Raw genomic sequence first — 19,267 nt, 5'->3', positions numbered from 1 at the left:
CCATCGGCAAAGCCCGTCGCGACTGACGTCGCTCCCACAGTCAGGGAACCGAAGGGCATGTCCACTTCATTCCTCAACGGCCAGCCGGCCGGCGCCGACGATCTGCGCGCGCTGGCGCTGGCCAACTACGGCCACTTCACCTCGATGCAGGTGCGGGGCCGGGCGGTGCAGGGGCTGGACCTGCACCTGCGCCGGCTGAAGGACGCCACCCGTGAGCTGTTCGACGCGGAACTGGCGGATGAACGCGTCCTGGGCGATCTGCGGGCCGCGCTGGACGCGAGCGGCGGCGCCGACGCTTCGCTGCGGGTGACCGTATTCGCGCGCGGTTTCGACTACCGCCGCCCGGCCGATGCCGCTCCACCGGATCTGCTGGTGTCGTTGTCGCCGCCGGCCTCGCCCGACAAGCCGGCGTTGCGGCTGAAGTCGTATCCGTTCCTGCGGCCGTTGCCGCACATCAAGCACGTGGGTACGTTCCCGCTGTTCCATTACCGCCGGCTGGCGCTGCGGGCCGGTTTCGACGATGCGCTGTTCGTCGCGCCCGACGGGGCGATCGCCGAAGGTTCGGTCTGGAACATCGGCTTCTGGGACGGCGAGCAGGTGGCCTGGCCCGAGGCACCGGCGTTGCGGGGAGTGACGGAGCAATTGCTCCAGGCCGGCCTGGCCCGGCTTGGGATTGCCCAGCGGCGGCGGCCAGTCGGCCTGGACGAGGCGGGACGCTTCCGGGCGGCCTTCGCCGCCAATGCCAGCGGCGTGCAGGCGATTGTGGGGATCGACGGGGCGGCCCTGGCCGCGGATGCGTCGCTGATGGAACGGCTGGGGGCCGCCTTGGCACGGCAGCCCTGGCAACCGGTGTAGCGTCCGTGGGAGCGACGTCAGTCGCGACGGCTTTCCCGGTAAGGCCCGTCGCGACTGACGTCGCTCCCACAGGCAGCAGTTCCCACAGGCAAGGGCCCCCGGGTTTCCTTCAGGCTTTCAATGGCTTAGAATAGCCGGCTTACCTCGCCATCCTGGCGACTGGGCAACACCGGAAAACTGCAATGGTCAAGATTCGCCTTACCCGCGGCGGCGCCAAGAAGCGTCCCTTCTACCACATCATCGTCACCGACTCGCGCAGTGCGCGCGACGGCCGCAACATCGAGCGCGTGGGTTACTACAACCCGGTCGCCGCCGGCAACGAGAAGCGCGTCGAACTGGACATCGCCCGCGTCGACCATTGGGTCAGCAACGGCGCGCAGCTGACCGACAAGGTCCGTGGCCTGTACAAGGAAGCGGCCAAGGCCGCCCAGGCTTCGGCCTGATTGAAGAAGGGCCGCGCCCCGCGCGCGGCCCCTTGCCGATGGATACCGGGCACCCTTCCGACCCGCAGAAGATGATCCTGCTGGGGCGGATAACGGGTGCCTTCGGCGTGCGCGGGCAGATCAAGCTGGAGTCGTGGACCGAGCCGCGCGAGGCGATCTTCGGCTACCAGCCGTGGACGCTGAAATCGCCCAACGGCCAGCAGCGCGAACTGTCCGGCGCGCGCGGCAAGAACTCCGGCAAGCACCTGATCGCGACCTTCCCCGAGGTCGAGGACCGCGATGCCGTCGAGGCGATGCGCGGCACCGAGATCTGGGTGCCGCGCTCGGCGCTGCCGCCGGCCCGGCCCGGCGAGTTCTACTGGGTCGATCTGGAAGGGCTGCAGGTCGTCACCACCGAAGGCGTGGCGCTGGGCCGGGTGTCGCACCTGTTCTCCACCGGCGCCAACGACGTGATCGTCGTGAGCGGCGAGCGCGAGCGGCTGATCCCGTTCGTGGAACCGGATTTCGTGCGCTCGGTGGACTTCGAGGCCGGCCGCGTCACCGTGGACTGGGATCCGGAGTTCTAGGAGCGAGGAGTGAGCGTGGAGGAGTGAGGAGTGAGTGGTGCGCTGCCGCCTGCGACCTTTCTGTCTTACCCTGCTCATCGCCCAACTCCACCCGGCAGCTAGGGCTGTTGCTTCTACTCACTCCTCACTCCTCCACGCTCACTCCTCGCTGATGCGCATCGACGTCGTCACCCTGTTCCCCGAATTCATCGCGCAGTGCGCGGGCTTCGGCGTGGTCGGCCGGGCGCAGGAGCGCGGCCTGCTGCGACTGCAGGGCTGGAATCCGCGCGACCACGCCGAAGGCGGCTACCGGCGCGTGGACGACCGCCCGTTCGGCGGCGGTCCCGGCATGGTGATGATGATCGAGCCGCTGCGCGCCTGCCTGGCCGCGGCGCGCGCGGCCGACGCCACGCCCGCGCCGGTGGTCTACCTGAGCCCGCAGGGCGGGCCGCTGACCCAGGCCAAGGTCCGCGAACTGGCCGCGCGGCCGCGCCTGATCCTGCTGTGCGGCCGCTACGAGGGCGTGGACGAGCGCTTGCTGGCCGCCGAGGTGGACGAGGAAATCTCGATCGGCGACTACGTGCTGTCCGGCGGCGAGCTGCCGGCGGCGGTGCTGATCGACGCGGTGGCGCGGCTGCAGGACGGCGCCCTGAACGACGCCGAATCGGCGGCCCAGGACAGCTTCGAGGGCGACGGCCTGCTCGACTGCCCGCACTACACCCACCCGGCCCGCCATGAACTGGGCGAGGTGCCGGCGGTGCTGCGTTCCGGCGACCATGCCGCCATCGCCCGCTGGCGCCGGCAGCAGTCGCTGGGACGGACCTGGCTGCGCCGGCCGGACCTGCTGGACGAGGCGGCCCTGTCGAAGGCCGACCGGGCGCTGCTGGAGGCGTTCCGGCAGGCGCAGGAGGGCGAGGGCGGCCGCTAGCCTTCGCCACGGAAAATCAGTAAGATACCCGGCTTCCCTGGCCCGCTCGGGCTGCGGGAGACCACAACAACAATATCGTGCAGCGCAATCCGGCGACTGCATCAGAATCCTGCTGTCGAACGACACACCCACGCCATCAGATACGGTGCCACCATGAGCAGTCTCAACAAGTCCATCATCGCGGAATTCGAAGCCGCCCAGATCCAGCGCGAGCTGCCCGCCTTCGGCCCCGGCGACACCGTCGTGGTCAACGTCAAGGTCAAGGAAGGCAACCGCGAGCGCGTGCAGGCGTACGAGGGCGTGGTCATCGGCAAGAAGAACGCCGGCCTGAACTCGGCCTTCACCGTGCGCAAGATCTCGCACGGCTACGGCGTGGAGCGCGTGTTCCAGACCCACAGCGCCTCGATCGACTCGGTCGAAGTCAAGCGCCGCGGCAAGGTCCGCGCCGGCAAGCTGTACTACCTGCGCGATCTGGAAGGCAAGGCCGCCCGCATCAAGGAAGACCTGGCCGCCAACGCCGCCGCCAAGAAGGCGCGCCAAGCCGCTGCCGCCGCCGAGTAATCCGGCAGGCATCGCGTCCACGAACGGCCACCTCCGGGTGGCCGTTCGCGTTTGCGGCTGCGGACGGTGCGGGAGCCGTGCCTTGAGCTTCTGCACACGCCGGGATGGAGGATGATGGGTCGCATGCGCTCCATTCCGTCCTGCAATGATCCTTGCCCGATGAATCCGATGTCCTCGATTACCGTTCCCGATTCCGACTCCGGCCTCGCCAGCGTCCGCCTCGATCTCTGGCTGTGGGCCGCGCGCTTCTTCAAGACCCGCAGCCTGGCCAGGCAGGCGGTGGAGACGGGCAAGGTGGAGGTCGGCGGCCAGCGCGCCAAGCCTTCGCGCGCGGTGAAGGTCGGTGACGAGGTGCAGGTGCAGCGCGGCGACGAGCAATTCCGGCTGCGGGTGCTGGCGCTGTCGGTGCAGCGCGGGCCGGCCAGCGTCGCGCAGTCGTTGTACCTGGAGAGCGAGGCCTCGCGCGCGGCGCGCGAGGAGGCCAGGGCGCGCCGCGCGGCCGAGCGCAACGGCTACCGGCCGCCCGAGCAACGCCCGGACAAGCGCGCGCGGCGGCTGATCCGCGCGCTGGGCGATATCGACGCGATGTAGCGCGGGCAAGGGAACCGAGGCCTGGCCCCGGTCCCTCGCCCTCGCGTCCCCTTACTCCGGCCGCGGCGTGCGCGACGTGCTCGGCGGCAGCACCGGCAGGGTCACCACCGGCTGGCGGCCGGTCAGCGTGCGCAGGAAGCCGGCGATGGCCTTGGCGTCGCCGGGTTCCAGTTCCTGGCCCAGCTGGCTGCTGCCCATGATCGCCACCGCCTGCTCCAGGTCCCACACCTCGCCGCTGTGGAAGTAGGGCGCGGTCAGCTCGACGTTGCGCAGCGGCGCGGCGCGGAACACGTACTCGTCGGAGGCCGTGTTGGTCACCGCGAAGCGGCCCTTGTCGCCCGGCGGCAGGATGTCGGCGCCGGGCTTCTGCACCACGCCGAACGGGTAATAGGCCTGGCCGCCGATGTTGGTGCCGCTGTGGCAGGCGATGCAGCCCTTCTCGATGAACAGCGACAGGCCCTTCAGCTCGTCCCGGTCCAGGCTGTCGCGGCCGGCGAGGAACTGGTCGAAGCGCGAATCGGGCGTGGTCAGCGTGGTCTCGTAGGCCTCGATCGCGCGCGCCATGTTCTCGAAGTTGACCGGATCCTTCTCGCCCGGGAACGCGCGGCCGAACGCCTCGACGTAGGCCGGGATGCTGCGCAGCGTCTCCTCCACCAGCGCGGGCGTGCTGTTCATCTCGACGCTGGCCTGCACCGGTCCCTTGGCCTGTTCCTTCAGGTCGGCCGCGCGGCCGTCCCAGAACTGGGCGACGTTGAACACCGCGTTGAGCACGGTGGGCGAGTTGCGCGGACCCTTCTGCCAGCCGTGGCCGATCGAGGTGGGTACGTTGTCGGCGCCGCCGGTGCCGACGTTGTGGCAGGTGTTGCAGCTGATGACGTGGCTGCGCGACAGGCGCGGTTCGAAGAACAGCAGCTTGCCCAGCTCGACCTGCTCGGCGCTGATGGGCTGGCCGCGCACTTCGGTCACCGTGGCCTGGATGGGCGAGAACAGGGCGTTGGCGGTTTCGCGCAGGGCCGTGGCGTCGGGCGAGGTGTCGGCGGTGACCACGAACGACACGGCGGCGACGGCCGCACTGGCGGCGCAGGCGATCGCAAGGGGGAGGATTTTCATGGCGGCCTCGATGGGTGGCTGGGATGCTTACCTTATGGACCTGCGCGGGCAACCCTACATTGATTGCAATCAACCGCGCCATGCGCAGGTTCAATCACGCCATCCACGGGTTCAATCATGTGCGCGTGCATGCCGGGGGACGCCGCCGCGACGGCGGATCCCAAGTCAGCGCGACCGCACCCGATCGCGGTCCGAGAGTTCGCGATCCGGGTGTACGACGACGCGGTCGCCGGCCTCCAGTCCTTCGGTGATTTCCACCCAGCCGCCGCCCTGCAGGCCGGTGCGCACCGGCGCCAGCCGCGCGCGCGCGCCGTCGATGCGGAACACGGCGTGGCCGTCGTCGCCGTGGCGGAACACCGCGCTGGCCGGCGCGCGCAGCGCGTCCGCACGCTCGCGCAGCACGAAGCGCGCATTGACCCGGTAGGCTTCGCCCAGCCGCTGCCATTGCGCGTGCGGTTCGGCCAACTCGACGATCACCCAGACCCGCTGCTCCTCCACCCCGAGTGCGGAGAACTTGGTGAAGCCGCCCGGTTCGACCCGCCGCACCCGGCCCGGCAGCGGCCGCTCGCCGCCCCAGCGCAGCAGTTCCACCCGCATGCCCTCGCGCAGGCGCACGGCGTCGGCGGACAGCACGTCGACCTCGACTTCCATCGCGGCCGGATCGCCGATCTCGATCAGCGGCTCGCCGGCCTGCACCGGGCGCGCGCTCTCGAAGTGGCGGCGCAGCACCACGCCGGCGACCGGCGCGGTCAGCACCAGTTCGGCCTCGCCGTCCGCCGCGCCCGCGCGCCCGCGCGCCAGCACCGCCTCGGCCGCGCGCATCTGGTGCGCGGCGGTGGCCTCGCGGTAGCGGGCGCTGGCGGCCTCGCGCTCGGCGCGCTGGCGTGCGGTGTCGGCGCGCTCGGCGGTCTCGACCGCGACCAGTTGCCCGCGCGCCAGCACGCGCAGGCGTTCGGCCTCGGCGCGCGCCTGCCGGGCGGCCGCCTCGGCGGACTGCGCCTCCTCGCGGGCGGAGGCGAGGCTGGCGCGGGCGCCGGCTACCCAGGACTCGGTGGCGGCGCGGGTGCGCGCGTCCAGTGGCGCCGCGGTGCCCGGATCCAGCACCACCAGCGGCTGCCCGGCCTCGACCGCATCGCCCGGCCGCAGCGCCAGCCGCCGGGCCATCGCCGCCGTCGGCGCGGCGACCACGTAGCGATCGCGCAGGCGGGTGCGGCCCTCGGCGTCGAGGGTTTCGCGTACCGCGCCGCGCTCGACCGCGCCGCTGTCGACCAGCCGCGCGTCGGGCCACAGCACCATGAGCAGCAGCGCCAGCACGATCGAGCCGGCGGCGAGGTAGCGGAAGCGGCGGGCGCGGTTCATCGGATCACTCCTGGGTCTTGAGCACGGCGACGAGATCGAGCCGGTCCAGCCGGCGGCGCACCAGCAGGCCGGACAGCACGGTGGCGGCCAGCACCACCAGCCCGGCGACGGCGAAGCCGGACGGCGGCAGCACCAGCGGGATCCGGTACAGATCGGTGGCCAGGCCGTGGATCAGCAGCGCGGACAGGCCGTAGCCGAGCGCGAAGCCGGGCAGCAGCGCGAAGAAGCACAGCGTCAGCAGTTCGCCGAACAGCAGCGCGCGCACCTCGCCGCGGGTATAGCCGAGCACGCGCAGGCTGGCCAGTTCGCGGCCGCGCTCGGCCAGGGTGATGCGCGCGCTGTTGTAGACCACGCCGGTGGCGATGCTGGCCGCCATCAGCGTGACCGCCAGGGTGAAAGTCAGCAGGGTGCGCGCGATGGTGTCCATGAAGCCTTCGATGGCGGCGCTGCGATCGGCCACGCCGGCCACGCGCGGGCGATCGCGCAGTTCGCGCACGACCTGCGCGCGCGCCTGCGGCTCCAGTTTCAGCCAGGCGCCGGAGATCGCGCCGTCCTCGCCGAGCAGGCGGTTGACGGTGTCCTGGCGCGCGTAAGCGCCGACGCCGAGGTATTCGCCGACCAGGCCGGCCACCGGCACCCGCAGCGTGCGGCGGTGGCCTTCGAGGAATTCGATCTCCAGTTCCTCGCCCGGCCGCACCGCCAGCAGTTCGCCCAGGTAGTCGGTCAGCAGCACGCCCTGCGCGGGCGGTTCGACCGGCCGCAGGCCCTGGTCGAGCACGCGCTTGAGATCCGCCTGCGATGGCAGGCCCTGCAGGGCGGTGCGGTATTCGCGGTGGCCGTTGCGCAGGCGCACGGCGGCGGCGCGGAACGGCTCGACCGCCTGCACGCCGGGCAGCGCGGCCAGTTCATGGGTGGCGCGCGCGGAGGCCGGCTCGGTGAAGGTCACCGCCAGGTCGTCGCGCTGGGCCAGGCCGAACTGCACCTCGACGATGCGATCGATCGCCCCGCCGCTGATGCGCGCGGTCACCAGCACGCCGATGCCCAGGCCGATGCCGACCACCGACAGCGCGGTGCGCAGCGGCCGCCGTTCCAGGTTGCGCAGGATCATCCGCGCAGTCGGATCGAGCAGGCCGCCGAAGCCCAGCCGCTCGCTCAGCGCGCGCCGGAACGTGGCCGGCGCCTCCGGCCGCATCGCCTCGGCTGGCGGCAGCGCGAACGCCCGCCGCAGGCCGCCGAAGGTGCCGAGCACGGCCGCGGCCAGGGCGAAGCCGAACGCCAGCAGCAGCACCGACGGCTGCAGCGACCAGGCCAGGAACGGGAAGCGGTAGTACTCCATGTACAGGTCGGCCATGCCGCGGCCCAGCCACGCGCCCAGCGCCAGCCCCGGCAGCACGCCGGCGCTGGCCACCAGCAGCGCCAACTGGCCGTAGTGCAGGCCCACTTCCCAGCGGCTGTAGCCGAACGCCTTGAGCAGCGCGATCTGCTCGCGCTGGGCGCCGATCAGCCGGCCGATCACCACGTTGAGCAGGAACGCCGCCACGCCGAGGAAGATCGCGCTGAACATCCGCGTCATCGTGCGCAGCTGGACCAGTTCCTCGTCGAGGAAGCGGTGCGACATCTGCAGGTCGCGGCCATGCGCGCCGGTGCCGCCGTAGGGCGCGAGCAGGGCGTCGAGCGTGTCGATCACGTCGCCCTCGCGCGCGTCGCGTTCCAGCATCAGCGCCAGGTCGTTGAACGCGCCGTCCAGGTCGAAGGCGGTGGCCAGCGGCTCGCGCTGCATCCACAGCACGCCGAAGCGCTCGAAGTCGGGAAAGATGTCGCCGGGGCGGATCTGGTAGACGAACTCCGGCGACAGCCCCACGCCGCTGACCGTCAGCGGCTGGCGGCGGCCGTTGAGCACCGCGGCGAGCGTGTCGCCTGGCCGCAGCCCGTGCGCCTGCGCGAAGGCCTCGCCCAGCACCACCTCGTCGTCGGCCGCCGGCAGCCGGCCCTCGCGCAGGAACACCCGGTTCAGCCCCGGCTCGCCCGCGCCGGGCAGCGACACGATCTGCGCGGACACCGCTTCGTCGTAGCCGTCGATCTCCAGGTTGGCGAAACCGATCACGCGCGGCTCGGCCTCGCGTACGCCGGGGATCGCGCGCACCGTTTCGGCCAGCGACAGCGGCGCGCGCTTGAGCCCGGCGAAGGCGTCGGCGAAGCGGTATTCGCCGTAGTACAGCGCGCGGGTCTGCGACAGCGCGTGGTAGTTGCTCTGCGCCATCACCAGGGTGGCGATGCCGGCCGCCATCACCGCGCCGATCGCCAGCACCTGCCCGCGCAACTGGGCGAACTCGCGCAGCAGCTTGCGGCGCAGCACGCTCACCAGTGCAGGTCCTCGGGCGCCGCGCGCCGCGGGTTGCGCCGCTCGCTCTCGATGCGGCCGTCGCTGAGCCGGATCACCCGGTGCGCCATGTCGGCGATCACTGCGTTGTGGGTGATCACCACGGTCAGCGCGCCGGTCTCGCGGTTGATCCGATCCAACGCCTGCAGCACGCGGATGCCGGTCTTCGAGTCCAGCGCGCCGGTCGGCTCGTCGCACAGCAGCACGGTCGGGCGCTTGGCGATCGCGCGTGCGATCGCCACCCGCTGCTGCTCGCCGCCGGACATCTGCGCCGGGAAGTGGTCCATGCGTTCTTCCAGGCCGACCAGCGCCAGCGCTTCTTCCGGGGTCATCGGATCGGTGGCGATCTCGGTGACCAGGGCCACGTTCTCGCGCGCGGTCAGGCTCGGGATCAGGTTGTAGAACTGGAACACGAAGCCGACGTGCTCGCGGCGGAAGCGGGTCAGCGCGTCGTCGCCGGCGCCGGTGAGCCGGTGGCCGCGGCATTCGACCGTGCCGCTGCTGGGCGCGTCGAGCCCGCCGAGGATGTTGAGCAGGGTCGACTTGCCGCTGCCCGAGGCGCCCAGCAGCACCACGAACTCGCCGGCGGACAGTTCCAGATCTACGCCGCGCAGCGCGTGCACTTCGACCTCGCCCATGCGGTAGGTCTTGGTCAGGCCCCGGGCGCGGAACACGACCTCGGCGCGGGCTTCGGCGGGAGCGGCGGACATGGGCCGATACTAAGCGGCCCATCGCGCCGATGGGTTGATTTCACTCAAGCCGTGGCGCGCCGGCTCAGAGCAGCGTCTTGATCCGGTACAGCGCCTCCAGCGCCTGCTTGGGCGTCAGCTCGTCGGGATCCAGCGCGGCCAGCGCCTCCATCGCCGCCGAGGGCGCGGCCGCGAACAGCCCGATCTGCTGCGGCTGGTCCAGCGCCTGCGGGGCCATCCCGGAGGCGTGGCTCTCGCGGCCGCGCTGCTCCAGTTCGGCCAGCCGCCGCCGCGCCTGCTGCAGGGTGGCGCGCGGCAGGCCCGCCAGCGCGGCGACCTGCAGGCCGAAGCTGCGGTTGGCCGCGCCCGGCTTGACCGCGTGCATGAACACCAGCGAATCGCCGTGCTCGACCGCGTCCAGGTGCACGTTGGCGATGCCGCTGGGGCCACCCTCGACGCTCTCGCCGGCCAGCGCGGTCAGTTCGAAATAGTGGGTGGCGAACAGCGTGTAGCAGCGGTTGACGCCGGCCAGGTGGCGCGCGACCGCGTCGGCCAGCGCCAGGCCGTCGTAGGTGGAGGTGCCGCGGCCGATCTCGTCCATCAGCACCAGCGACTGCGGCGTGGCGTGGTGGAGGATGTAGCTGGTCTCGGCCATCTCGACCATGAAGGTGGACTGCCCGCGCGCCAGGTCGTCGCCGGCGCCGATGCGGGTGAGGATGCGGTCGATCGGGCCGATGCAGGCGCGCGTGGCCGGCACGAAGCTGCCGACGTGCGCCAGCAGCACGATCAGCGCGTTCTGCCGCATGTAGGTGGATTTGCCGCCCATGTTGGGGCCGGTGACGACCAGCATCCGCTCGCCGTTCGGGGCCAGATCGCCGAGCCGCAGGTCGTTCGGCTCGAAGGGTTCCTCGCGCACCGCCTCGACCACCGGGTGGCGGCCGCGATCGATGCACAGGCCGGGCGTGTCCAGCAGTTCCGGCCGGGTCCAGTCCAGCGCCTGCGCGCGCTCGGCGAAGGCGGCCAGCACGTCCAGTTCGCTGAGGCCGGCGGCGCAGCGCTTGAGCGGCTCCAGCACCTGGTTCAACTCGTCCAGCACCTGCTCGTACAGCATCCGCTCGCGCGACAGCGAGCGCTCGCGCGCCGACAGCACCTTGTCCTCGAAGCCCTTCAGTTCCTCGGTGATGTAGCGCTCGGCGTTGGTCAGGGTCTGCCGGCGGGTGTAGTGGACCGGCGCGCGCGCGGCCTGCGCCTTGCTGATCTCGATGTAATAGCCGTGCACGCGGTTGTAGCCGACCTTCAGGGTGGCGATGCCGCTGCTCTCGCGCTCGCGCGCTTCCAGGTCGATCAGGAACTGGTCGGCGTGAGTGCTGAGCCGGCGCAACTCGTCCAGCTCGGCGTCGAAGCCGTCGGCGATCACGCCGCCGTCGGTGAGCTTGAGCGGCGGCTGCGGCGCAATCGCGCGCGCCAGCAGGCCAGCGGTGTCGGCGTGCTCGCCCAGCGCCTCGGCCAGCGCCCGCAGCCGCGGCGAATCCAGTGGCTGCAATGCGCGCGCGATGCCTGGCAGCAGCGCCAGGCCGTCGCGCAGGGTGGACAGGTCGCGCGGACGCGCCGAGCGCAGCGCCACCCGGGTGAGGATGCGCTCGACGTCGCCGAGCGCGCGGAAGCGCTCGCGCAGGTCCGCCTCGGCGCCGCTGTCGATCAGCGTCTGCACCGCGTGGTGGCGTCGTTCCAGCACCGCGCGATCGCGCAGCGGCCGGTGCAGCCAGCGTCGCAGCAGGCGCCCGCCCATCGGCGAGACGGTGCTGTCGAGCACGCCGAGCAGGGTGTTCTTCACATCGCCGTCGACGCGGGTGTCCAGTTCCAGGTGACGGCGGGTGGCCGCATTCATCGCGATGGCGTCGGCGGTCGATTCCACCGCGATCGCGGTCAGGTGCGGCAGGCGCTGCTTCTGCGTCTCCTCGACGTAGCCCAGCAGCGCGCCGGCCGCGCCGGTGGCCAGCGGCTTGTCCTCGATGCCAAACGCCGACAGGTCGCGCAGGCCGAAGAACTGCAGCAGTTGCCGCCTGCCGCCGTCGGCGTCGAACAGCCACGGCGCGCGCCGGCGCAGGCCGCCGCGCTGCTGCACGAAGCCGGGCCAGCCGTCCTCGTCGGCCAGCAGCAGCTCGGCTGGCTCCAGCCGCGACAGCTCGGCCTCCAGCGCATCGTCGCTGTCCACCTCGCCGACCAGGAAACGGCCGCCGGCCAGGTCCGCCCAGGCCAGCCCGTAGCGCCAGCCGCGCGCGGGCGAACCGGTGCGCGCCAGCGCCATCAGCAGGGTGTCGCGGCGCTCGTTGAGCAGCGCCTCGTCGGTGACCGTGCCCGGCGTGACCACGCGCACGACCTTGCGCTCGACCAGCCCCTTGGCCAGCGCCGGATCGCCGATCTGCTCGCAGATGGCCACCGACTCGCCCATCGCCACCAGCCGCGCCAGGTAGCTCTCGTAGGCGTGCACCGGCACCCCCGCCATCGGGATCGGCGCGCCGGCCGAGTTGCCGCGCTGGGTCAGGGTGATGTCGAGCAGCCGCGCCGCCTTGCGCGCGTCGTCGTAGAACAGCTCGTAGAAATCGCCCATCCGGAAGAACAGCAGCAGCTCCGGGTACTCCGCCTTGGCGGCGAAGAACTGCTTCATCAGGGGCGTGTGTTCCTGCTTGCCGTGGGTCACGGATGCGCGCTTCATGTCGGCCGGATGGGCGGCGATTGTAGCGGTTGCCGCTGGTCGGCCCGCCGGGTGCCGGCGACGGCGGGTTGATCCGCATCAATGTCCGCCTAACATCGATGGGCGCAGGCTCGGACTTCTTCCCGCAAGCATGAGGACCAACCCATGAGCAGGACCATGAAAGCCGCCGTCGTACACGCCTTCGACCAGCCGCTGCGGATCGAGCAGGTTCCGGTACCCGAGGTCGGTCGGGGCCAGGTGCTTGTGAAGATCGCCGCGTGCGGGGTCTGCCATACCGATCTGCACGCGGCGCGGGGCGACTGGCCGGTCAAGCCGGGCCTGCCCTTCATCCCCGGCCACGAGGGCGTCGGCGAGGTGGTGGCGGTCGGGCAGGGCGTGGATTTCGTCAGGGAGGGCGATCGCGTCGGCATCCCGTGGCTGTATTCGGCGTGCGGGCATTGCGAGCACTGCGTGGGCGGCTGGGAGACGCTGTGCGAGTCCCAGCGCAACACCGGCTATTCGGTCAATGGCAGTTTCGCCGAATACGCGCTGGCCGACGCCGGCTATGTCGGCCACCTGCCCGATGGCGTGGATTTCGCCGAAATCGCGCCGGTGCTGTGCGCGGGCGTGACCGTCTACAAGGGGCTCAAGGTCACCGGCGCGCGGCCCGGCAACTGGGTGGTGATCTCCGGCATCGGCGGGTTGGGCCACATGGCGGTGCAGTACGCGCGCGCGATGGGGTTCAACGTGGCGGCGGTAGACGTGGACGACGCCAAGCTGGAACTGGCGCGCCGGCTCGGCGCGGACGTCACCGTCAACGCGCGCCGCGAGGATCCGGCGGCGTGGCTGAAGAAGGAAATCGGCGGCGCGCACGCCGCGCTGGTCACCGCGGTGTCGACCAAGGCGTTCGAGCAGGCGCTGGGCATGATCCGCCGCGGCGGCACGATGTCGCTGGTGGGGCTGCCGCCGGGCGATTTCCCGCTCGACATCTTCGGCATGGTGCTCAACGGCATCACCGTGCGCGGCTCCATCGTCGGCACGCGGCTGGACCTGCAGGAGTCGCTGGACTTCGCCGCGGCCGGCAAGGTGCGCGCCACGTACGCGACCGAGCGGCTCGACAACATCAACGCGGTGTTCGAGCGGATGGAGAAGGGCGAGATCGAGGGGCGCATCGTCCTGGACATGCGCTAGCGCCGGCGGGTATTAGCCTCGCTTATGCGTAATCCAGGTTCTCTTCCGGGAGTAAAAGAAACGTCGTTTTTCCGTGCCAAAGTGACGTTCGACGTATCGACGCGGTGCAGAATGAAGAGCTGTGAAGTCGATGTTAAGTTCGAGCAGGTGCCGGGGAACGGATGCCGTCGAAGCACTCGAAGGCCGCAACGCCCGACAACATCCTAGAACGTCAGTTATTCCACCCGGGGAGGGGAACATGATCGTCGTCAAGCCGAAGCACAAGGTGCTTACGCTCGCTGTCTTTTCCGCACTGTGCGCAGTCCAGGGCGCCCATGCCCAGCAGGCATCGGCGCCCGTCGCCGACGAGGAGCCGACCACGCTGGCCACCATGACGGTGACCGCGCAGAAGCGCGAGGAGCGGGCGCAGGACGTTCCCATCTCCATCACCGCCGTGTCCGAGCAGCTGCTGCAGGACACCGGTGTGCGCGACGTCAAGGATCTGCAGGTGCTGGTGTCCGGCCTGACCGTGACCAGCACGCAGAGCGAGGCCATCACCACCGCGCGCATCCGTGGCGTCGGCACGGTCGGCGACAACGTCGGCCTGGAGTCGTCGGTCGGCATCGTCATCGACGGCGTGTACCGCCCGCGCAACAGCGTCGGCTTCGGCGATCTCGGCCAACTCGAGCGCATCGAGGTGCTGAAGGGCCCGCAGGGCACGGTGTTCGGCAAGAACACCTCGGCCGGCGTGATCAACGTGGTCACCCGCCGCCCCAGCTACAGCCAGAGCGCCGAGGGCGAGATCAGCGTCGGCAACTACGGTGCGCTCGGCGTGGCCGGCAGCTACAACGACGCCCTCGGCGACAACGCGGCCTTCAGCATCTACGCCGCCAAGCGCAAGCGTGACGGCTGGATGGACGTGGTCACCGGCAATGGCCCGCGCCAGGAGCGCGACGACTACGACCAGAACTTCCACACCATGCGCGCCAAGCTGCTGCTGGAACCCAGCGATACCTTCGAGGTGCTGCTGTCGGCCGACTTCACCAGCCGCGAGGAGAACTGCTGCACCGCCGTGCAGACCACGGTCGGCGGCACCGCGCCGGTGATCAACGCGGTCTCCGGCATCGGCAAGGCGATCGCCGCGCCCGGCGACGATCCGTTCGACCGCGTCGCCTACAGCAACCGGCCCACCACCCAGGACATCAAGGACAAGGGCGTCTCGGCCGAGGTCAACTGGGATCTGTCCGCGCTGGGCGGCGCGACCCTGACCTCGATCACCGCCTCGCGCGACTGGCAGGCCATCAACGGCCTGGACTACGACTTCAGCGCGGCCGACATCCTCTACCGCAACCCGAGCGAGGACGAGTCGTTCACCGGCTTCAAGACCTTCAGCCAGGAGTTCCGCCTGACCGGCTCGACCGAGCGCGTGGACTGGATGTTCGGCGTGTTCTATGCGGACGAGGACCTCGACCGCACCGAGACCTACCGCATGGGCCCGGCCTACGAGCCGTACCTGTCCACGCTGGTCGGATCGATGGTGCTGGGCGGTCTGGCGCAGCAACTCGCGCCGTTCGGCCTGACCGTCAACCAGGCCAACCCGGCGATCTTCATGTCGCAGGTCAGCGGCCGTCCGTACGGCACCAACTTCACCGGACTGGGCGCGCTGGATCACTACGAGCAGAACGCCAAGAGCCTGGCGCTGTTCACCAACAACACCTGGCACGCCACCGACGCGCTCGACCTGACCCTGGGCCTGCGCTACACCCGCGAGGACAAGGAGCTGGATTCGGTCTACAGCAATCCCAATGGCAGTCTGGGATGCGCGGCGACGCTGGCCAATCCCGGTGGACGCGTCGGCGCGGCGCTGGCCGCGCGCATCCCCGGTTTCAGCATGCTGCCGGCCGCCAACCAGGCCGCCATCCTCAACGCGGTCGCCCCGCAGGTGGCCGGCTACATGTGCCTGCCGTGGGCCAACGCACTGCACCACGGCCGCGCGACCCACCAGGAGCGCGAGGAGAAGGAGTGGTCGGGCACGCTGAAGGCGGCCTACCGCTGGAACGACAACGTGATGACCTACGCCTCGGCCGCGCGCGGCTACAAGGCCGGCGGCTTCAACCTGGATCGCGTGCAGTCGTCCAACGGCCTGTCCAGCGGCGGCGCCGGCATCACCCCGGTCAACGACACCTCGTTCCCGGGCGAGTTCGTCGACAGCTACGAGCTGGGCGCCAAGACCACCTGGGCCGACGGCAACCTGCTGCTCAACGCCACCCTGTTCCACCAGACCTACGACAACTTCCAGCTCAACAGCTTCCTCGGCACCAGCTTCGTGGTGCGCTCGATCCCGGAAGTGGTCTCGCAGGGCCTGGACGCGGAAATCCTGTGGCAGCCGCGCGGCGTGCAGGGACTGATGCTGCAGGCCGGCCTGATGTACGCCGACACCAAGTACGGCGACACCATTCCCGGCGCCGACTTCCAGGACGCCGCGCCGCCGGCCAGCCCGGGCCAGCTGTACAAGCTGCCGGGCGCGCAGATGAGCTTCGCGCCGGAATGGTCGGGCTCGGCCTCGGCGACCTACGAATGGGACTTCGGCAGCAGCCTGATGGGCCGCTTCAACGTCGGCGCCAAGTACATGTCCGAGTACAACACCGGCTCGGACCTGGACGCGGAGAAGATGCAGGGGTCCTACACCATCTTCAACGCCCGCTTCGGCATCGGCGCGCAGGACGGGCGCTGGATGCTGGAACTGTGGGGCCAGAACCTCACCGACACCGAGTACGTGCAGGTCGGTTTCGACGGTCCGCTGCAGGCGGTCGGCTCCTCGCGTCCGGGCGATCCGATGAACACCTACAACGCCTTCCTCGGTGCGCCGCGCATGTACGGCATGACGCTGCGCGTGCGTTACTGATCCGAAGTCACCGCCGCAACCTCCAGGGCCCGCCGGCGTCACCGGCGGGCCCTGCGTTTTGCCGCCGTCCAACACCGCAACCGGGATTTGCGATACAACGGCATCTTTCCGCTTGACCACGGTTCGAAGATGTCCATCCCCTCCGACAGCCAGTTGCACGATCTCGCCCACGCTCTGGGCTTGCGCCTGCGCGAGGCGCGCGATCGCCTGGTCACGGCCGAGAGTTGCACCGGCGGCTGGATCGCCAAGGCGGTGACCGACATCGCCGGCTCGTCGGACTGGTTCGACTGCGGCATGGCCGCCTACAGCTACGAAGCCAAGCAGGCGCTGCTGGGCGTGCAGCCGCAGACGCTGGAAGTGCACGGCGCGGTCAGTCGCGAGACCGTCATCGAGATGGTCTCCGGCGCGCTGGTCCATTCCGGCGCCAGCGTGGCGGTCGCGGTCACCGGCATCGCCGGCCCCGGCGGCGGCACCGCCGACAAGCCGGTCGGCAGCGTCTGGATCGCATGGAAGCGCCGCGGCGGCTATCCGCATGCCGAACTGTTCCAGTTCGACGGCGATCGCGACGCGGTGCGCCGGCAGACCGTCGAGGCCGCCTTGCGGGGACTGGAGACGCTGTGACGAGGCCGAGCCGGCCCGGAGGAACACGCTGATGTGGGAGACGCTGGGCACCGTCCGCGATCTCGGCCGGCTGCAGGAAATCGCCGTGGTGCTGATCCGCTACGGCTTCGGCGACCTGGTCCGGCGCATCGGCCTGGCCGGCGCGCTGGAGCGGGCCGGGCGGCTGCTGCACCTCCAGCACAGCGAGGAGATGCTGCGCATGGCCACGCCGGTGCGCCTGCGCCACGCGCTGGAGGATCTGGGGCCGACCTTCGTCAAGCTCGGCCAGGTGCTGGCCACCCGCATCGACCTGCTGCCATCGGACTGGATCGACGAACTGGGCAAGCTGCAGAACGCCGTGCCCGCGCTGCCGTTCGAGGCGATACGGCTGCAGTTGGCCGAGGATCTCGGCGCCGATCCGGAAACCGTCTTCGCCCGCCTGGAAACCGAGCCGCTGGCCGCCGCTTCGCTGGCGCAGGCGCACCGCGCCTGGCTGGCCGACGGCAGCGCGGTGGTGCTGAAGGTGCGTCGTCCCGGCATCCGTGAAGTGGTCGAAGCGGACCTGCGCCTGCTGGCGCGGCTGGCCGAAATCGTCGAGGCGCAGGCGCCGGACCTGCGCCGCTACCACCCGGTCGGCATCGTCCAGCAGTTCGCCGCCTCGCTGCGCGCCGAACTCGATTTCGCCGGCGAATGCCGCAACGCCGAGCGCATCGCCGCCAACTTCGCCGGCCACCCGGAGATCCTGATTCCGGCCGTGTACTGGCAATGGACCTGCGAGCGGCTCAACGTGCAGGCGCTGGTGGAAGGCATCCCCGGCCGCGACCTGGCCGCGGTCGACGCCGCCGGCCTGGACCGCCACGCGCTGGCCCGCGCCAGCGCCGGCATCGTGCTGAAGATGGTGCTGGAGGACGGCCTGTTCCATGCCGATCCGCATCCCGGCAACATCTTCTACCTGCTGGACGGGCGCATCGGCGTCATCGACTTCGGCATGGTCGGGCGCATTTCCGAGCAGCGCCGCTTCCAGGTCGCGCAGCTGCTGCACGGCCTGGTCGGCCAGGACGCCGAGGCGGTGGCCGACATCCTGCTGGATTGGACCGAATCCGACGTCGAGGTGGACGAGAGCCGCCTGCAGGCCGACGTCGGCGTGTTCACCGACCGCTATCGCGGCGTGCCGCTGAAGGACCTGCGGATGGGCGCCATGCTGATCGAGGTGGCCGCGCTGCTGCGCCGGCACGGGCTGACCCTGCCGCCGGACCTGGCGCTGATGATCAAGGCCTTCCTGACCCTGGAAGGGCTGGGCCGCCAGCTCGACCCCGATTTCGACATGGCCGGCGAGGCGCGTCCGTACCTGGAGCGGGCGATGCTGGATCGCTACTCGCCGCGCGCGCTGGCCCGGCGCGGGCGCCGCACCGTGGTGGGCGCACTGGATCTGATCGGCGACCTGCCGCGCGACCTGCGCCGGCTGCTGCGCGCCGCCCGGCGCGGCCGCCTGCGCGGCCAGATCGAGGTGACCTCGCTCAAGGCCTTCGGCGACCAGGTCAACAGCGCCGCCAACCGGCTCACCATCGGCGTGGTGACCGCCGCGCTGATCATCGGCTCGTCGATCGTCATGAACAGCGTCGGCGGCGGCGTTTCCAACCGCTGGCTGATGGCGATGGGCGTGCTCGGCTTCGTCGGCGCCGCGGTCACCGGCGTGTGGATCGTGCTGTCGATCTGGCGCAGCGGCAGGAAACATTGACGGAGCACATTGTTAGTAGTATTACTACTAACATGGACCTGACCGATACCCAGCACGCCATCCTCGCGCTCATCGCCGAGCGCATCGAGGCCGATGGCCTGCCGCCCTCGCAGACCGAGATCGCGCGCGCCTTCGGTTTCAAGGGCGTGCGCGCCGCGCAATACCATCTCGAGGCGCTGGAACAGGCCGGCGCCATCGAACGCCTGCCCGGGCGCGCGCGCGGCATCCGCCTGCTCAAGCCACCGGCCGCACCGCAGGGCGAACTGGTCCTGCGCGATCACGGCGACAGCGCGCTGCGGGTACCGGTGCTGGGCCAGGTGGCGGCCGGCGCGCCGATCGGCGCCGACGCCGGACACCACGACTACGTGATGCTGGATCGCGCCTTCTTCGCGCCCGCGCCGGACTACCTGCTGCGGGTCAAGGGCGACTCGATGCGCGACGAGGGCATCTTCGACGGCGACCTGATCGGCGTGCACCGCACCCGCGACGCGCGCTCCGGCCAGATCGTCGTGGCCCGCATCGACGACGAGATCACCGTCAAGCTGCTGAAGATCGGCAAGGACCGCATCCGCCTGCTTCCGCGCAACCCGGACTACCGGCCGATCGAGGTGCAGCCGGACCAGGATTTCGCCATCGAGGGCCTCTACTGCGGCCTGGTGAGGCCGAACCGGTGAGCGCGCCGCGCTTGCCGGCGAGCC

The 19,267-nt window shown here is 70.7% G+C and carries 16 protein-coding genes; 11 read left to right on the top strand and 5 right to left on the bottom strand.

The genetic code is table 11. The features are described 5' to 3' along the window. Positions 1–57 precede the first annotated feature (57 nt). From AAG688_RS12160 to AAG688_RS12135, 6 genes are all read left to right on the top strand, one after another. Entirely contained in the window at positions 58–855 is a 798-nt protein-coding gene (locus AAG688_RS12160; protein ID WP_411832504.1) for an aminotransferase class IV family protein, read from the top strand. A gap of 182 nt (positions 856–1,037) precedes the next feature. Then, positions 1,038–1,298 (top strand): 30S ribosomal protein S16, encoded by a 261-nt coding sequence (gene rpsP, locus AAG688_RS12155; protein ID WP_411832503.1) that lies wholly within the window; start codon positions 1,038–1,040, stop codon positions 1,296–1,298. Positions 1,299–1,336: 38 nt separating this feature from the next. Then, positions 1,337–1,864: a ribosome maturation factor RimM gene (gene rimM / locus AAG688_RS12150; RefSeq protein ID WP_411832502.1), complete on the top strand. Its 528-nt coding sequence runs from the start codon at positions 1,337–1,339 to the stop codon at positions 1,862–1,864. A 151-nt stretch (positions 1,865–2,015) separates the two neighbouring features. Beyond that, positions 2,016–2,771, top strand: a complete 756-nt coding sequence (trmD, locus tag AAG688_RS12145) for a tRNA (guanosine(37)-N1)-methyltransferase TrmD (protein ID WP_411832501.1) — start codon at positions 2,016–2,018, stop codon at positions 2,769–2,771. A 153-nt stretch (positions 2,772–2,924) separates the two neighbouring features. Next, positions 2,925–3,332: a 50S ribosomal protein L19 gene (gene rplS / locus AAG688_RS12140; protein WP_411832500.1), complete on the top strand. Its 408-nt coding sequence runs from the start codon at positions 2,925–2,927 to the stop codon at positions 3,330–3,332. A gap of 168 nt (positions 3,333–3,500) precedes the next feature. Beyond that, the gene (locus AAG688_RS12135) at positions 3,501–3,923 is read left to right on the top strand and encodes an RNA-binding S4 domain-containing protein (protein ID WP_411832499.1); all 423 of its coding nucleotides are present in this window, start codon (positions 3,501–3,503) and stop codon (positions 3,921–3,923) included. Positions 3,924–3,974: 51 nt separating this feature from the next. Here the strand turns inward: AAG688_RS12135 and AAG688_RS12130 are convergent, their stop codons facing one another. The 5 genes from AAG688_RS12130 to mutS form a co-directional block, all read right to left on the bottom strand. Then, entirely contained in the window at positions 3,975–5,033 is a 1,059-nt protein-coding gene (locus tag AAG688_RS12130; RefSeq protein ID WP_411832498.1) for a cytochrome-c peroxidase, read from the bottom strand. 165 nt (positions 5,034–5,198) lie between these two features. Beyond that, positions 5,199–6,392, bottom strand: coding sequence for an efflux RND transporter periplasmic adaptor subunit (locus AAG688_RS12125; protein WP_411832497.1), 1,194 nt, complete (start codon positions 6,390–6,392; stop codon positions 5,199–5,201). A gap of 4 nt (positions 6,393–6,396) precedes the next feature. Continuing rightward, the gene (locus tag AAG688_RS12120; RefSeq protein ID WP_411832496.1) at positions 6,397–8,754 is read right to left on the bottom strand and encodes an ABC transporter permease; all 2,358 of its coding nucleotides are present in this window, start codon (positions 8,752–8,754) and stop codon (positions 6,397–6,399) included. After that, entirely contained in the window at positions 8,751–9,482 is a 732-nt protein-coding gene (locus AAG688_RS12115) for an ABC transporter ATP-binding protein (RefSeq protein ID WP_411832495.1), read from the bottom strand. The genes AAG688_RS12120 and AAG688_RS12115 overlap by 4 nt, the downstream gene beginning before the upstream one ends. A 64-nt stretch (positions 9,483–9,546) precedes the next feature. After that, entirely contained in the window at positions 9,547–12,177 is a 2,631-nt protein-coding gene (mutS, locus tag AAG688_RS12110; protein ID WP_411832494.1) for a DNA mismatch repair protein MutS, read from the bottom strand. A gap of 144 nt (positions 12,178–12,321) precedes the next feature. On the opposite strand from mutS, the gene adhP reads away from it, so the two are divergent. The 5 genes from adhP (at position 12,322) to lexA (ending at position 19,243) form a co-directional block, all read left to right on the top strand. Beyond that, complete coding sequence (adhP, locus tag AAG688_RS12105; protein WP_411832493.1) at positions 12,322–13,347, top strand: alcohol dehydrogenase AdhP; 1,026 nt, start codon at positions 12,322–12,324, stop codon at positions 13,345–13,347. Between the two features lie 238 nt (positions 13,348–13,585). After that, complete coding sequence (locus AAG688_RS12100; protein ID WP_411832492.1) at positions 13,586–16,231, top strand: TonB-dependent receptor; 2,646 nt, start codon at positions 13,586–13,588, stop codon at positions 16,229–16,231. A gap of 129 nt (positions 16,232–16,360) precedes the next feature. Further along, entirely contained in the window at positions 16,361–16,852 is a 492-nt protein-coding gene (locus tag AAG688_RS12095) for a CinA family protein (protein ID WP_411832491.1), read from the top strand. A 31-nt stretch (positions 16,853–16,883) separates the two neighbouring features. Continuing rightward, entirely contained in the window at positions 16,884–18,569 is a 1,686-nt protein-coding gene (gene ubiB / locus AAG688_RS12090) for a 2-polyprenylphenol 6-hydroxylase (protein WP_411832490.1), read from the top strand. 32 nt (positions 18,570–18,601) lie between these two features. Next, a complete protein-coding gene (lexA, locus tag AAG688_RS12085; protein ID WP_411832489.1) occupies positions 18,602–19,243 on the top strand; it encodes a transcriptional repressor LexA in 642 nt (213 codons plus the stop codon). The last annotated feature ends 24 nt before the right edge of the window (positions 19,244–19,267 follow it).

Origin of the sequence: Pseudoxanthomonas mexicana, from assembly GCF_046736355.1 — a bacterium.
GTDB classification, from domain to species: Bacteria; Pseudomonadota; Gammaproteobacteria; order Xanthomonadales; family Xanthomonadaceae; genus Pseudoxanthomonas_A; species Pseudoxanthomonas_A mexicana_B.
This window is presented reverse-complemented; position numbering and strand designations above follow the sequence as displayed.

Coding starts and splice junctions, on each gene's coding strand:
- AAG688_RS12130 (WP_411832498.1), bottom strand. CDS start 5,033: ATGAAAATCCTCCCCCTTGCGATCGCCTGCGCCGCCAGTGCGGCCGTC.
- rimM (WP_411832502.1), top strand. CDS start 1,337: ATGGATACCGGGCACCCTTCCGACCCGCAGAAGATGATCCTGCTGGGG.
- trmD (WP_411832501.1), top strand. CDS start 2,016: ATGCGCATCGACGTCGTCACCCTGTTCCCCGAATTCATCGCGCAGTGC.
- AAG688_RS12125 (WP_411832497.1), bottom strand. CDS start 6,392: ATGAACCGCGCCCGCCGCTTCCGCTACCTCGCCGCCGGCTCGATCGTG.
- AAG688_RS12100 (WP_411832492.1), top strand. CDS start 13,586: ATGATCGTCGTCAAGCCGAAGCACAAGGTGCTTACGCTCGCTGTCTTT.
- mutS (WP_411832494.1), bottom strand. CDS start 12,177: ATGAAGCGCGCATCCGTGACCCACGGCAAGCAGGAACACACGCCCCTG.
- AAG688_RS12135 (WP_411832499.1), top strand. CDS start 3,501: ATGTCCTCGATTACCGTTCCCGATTCCGACTCCGGCCTCGCCAGCGTC.
- adhP (WP_411832493.1), top strand. CDS start 12,322: ATGAGCAGGACCATGAAAGCCGCCGTCGTACACGCCTTCGACCAGCCG.
- AAG688_RS12160 (WP_411832504.1), top strand. CDS start 58: ATGTCCACTTCATTCCTCAACGGCCAGCCGGCCGGCGCCGACGATCTG.
- AAG688_RS12115 (WP_411832495.1), bottom strand. CDS start 9,482: ATGTCCGCCGCTCCCGCCGAAGCCCGCGCCGAGGTCGTGTTCCGCGCC.
- rpsP (WP_411832503.1), top strand. CDS start 1,038: ATGGTCAAGATTCGCCTTACCCGCGGCGGCGCCAAGAAGCGTCCCTTC.
- ubiB (WP_411832490.1), top strand. CDS start 16,884: ATGTGGGAGACGCTGGGCACCGTCCGCGATCTCGGCCGGCTGCAGGAA.
- rplS (WP_411832500.1), top strand. CDS start 2,925: ATGAGCAGTCTCAACAAGTCCATCATCGCGGAATTCGAAGCCGCCCAG.
- AAG688_RS12095 (WP_411832491.1), top strand. CDS start 16,361: ATGTCCATCCCCTCCGACAGCCAGTTGCACGATCTCGCCCACGCTCTG.
- lexA (WP_411832489.1), top strand. CDS start 18,602: ATGGACCTGACCGATACCCAGCACGCCATCCTCGCGCTCATCGCCGAG.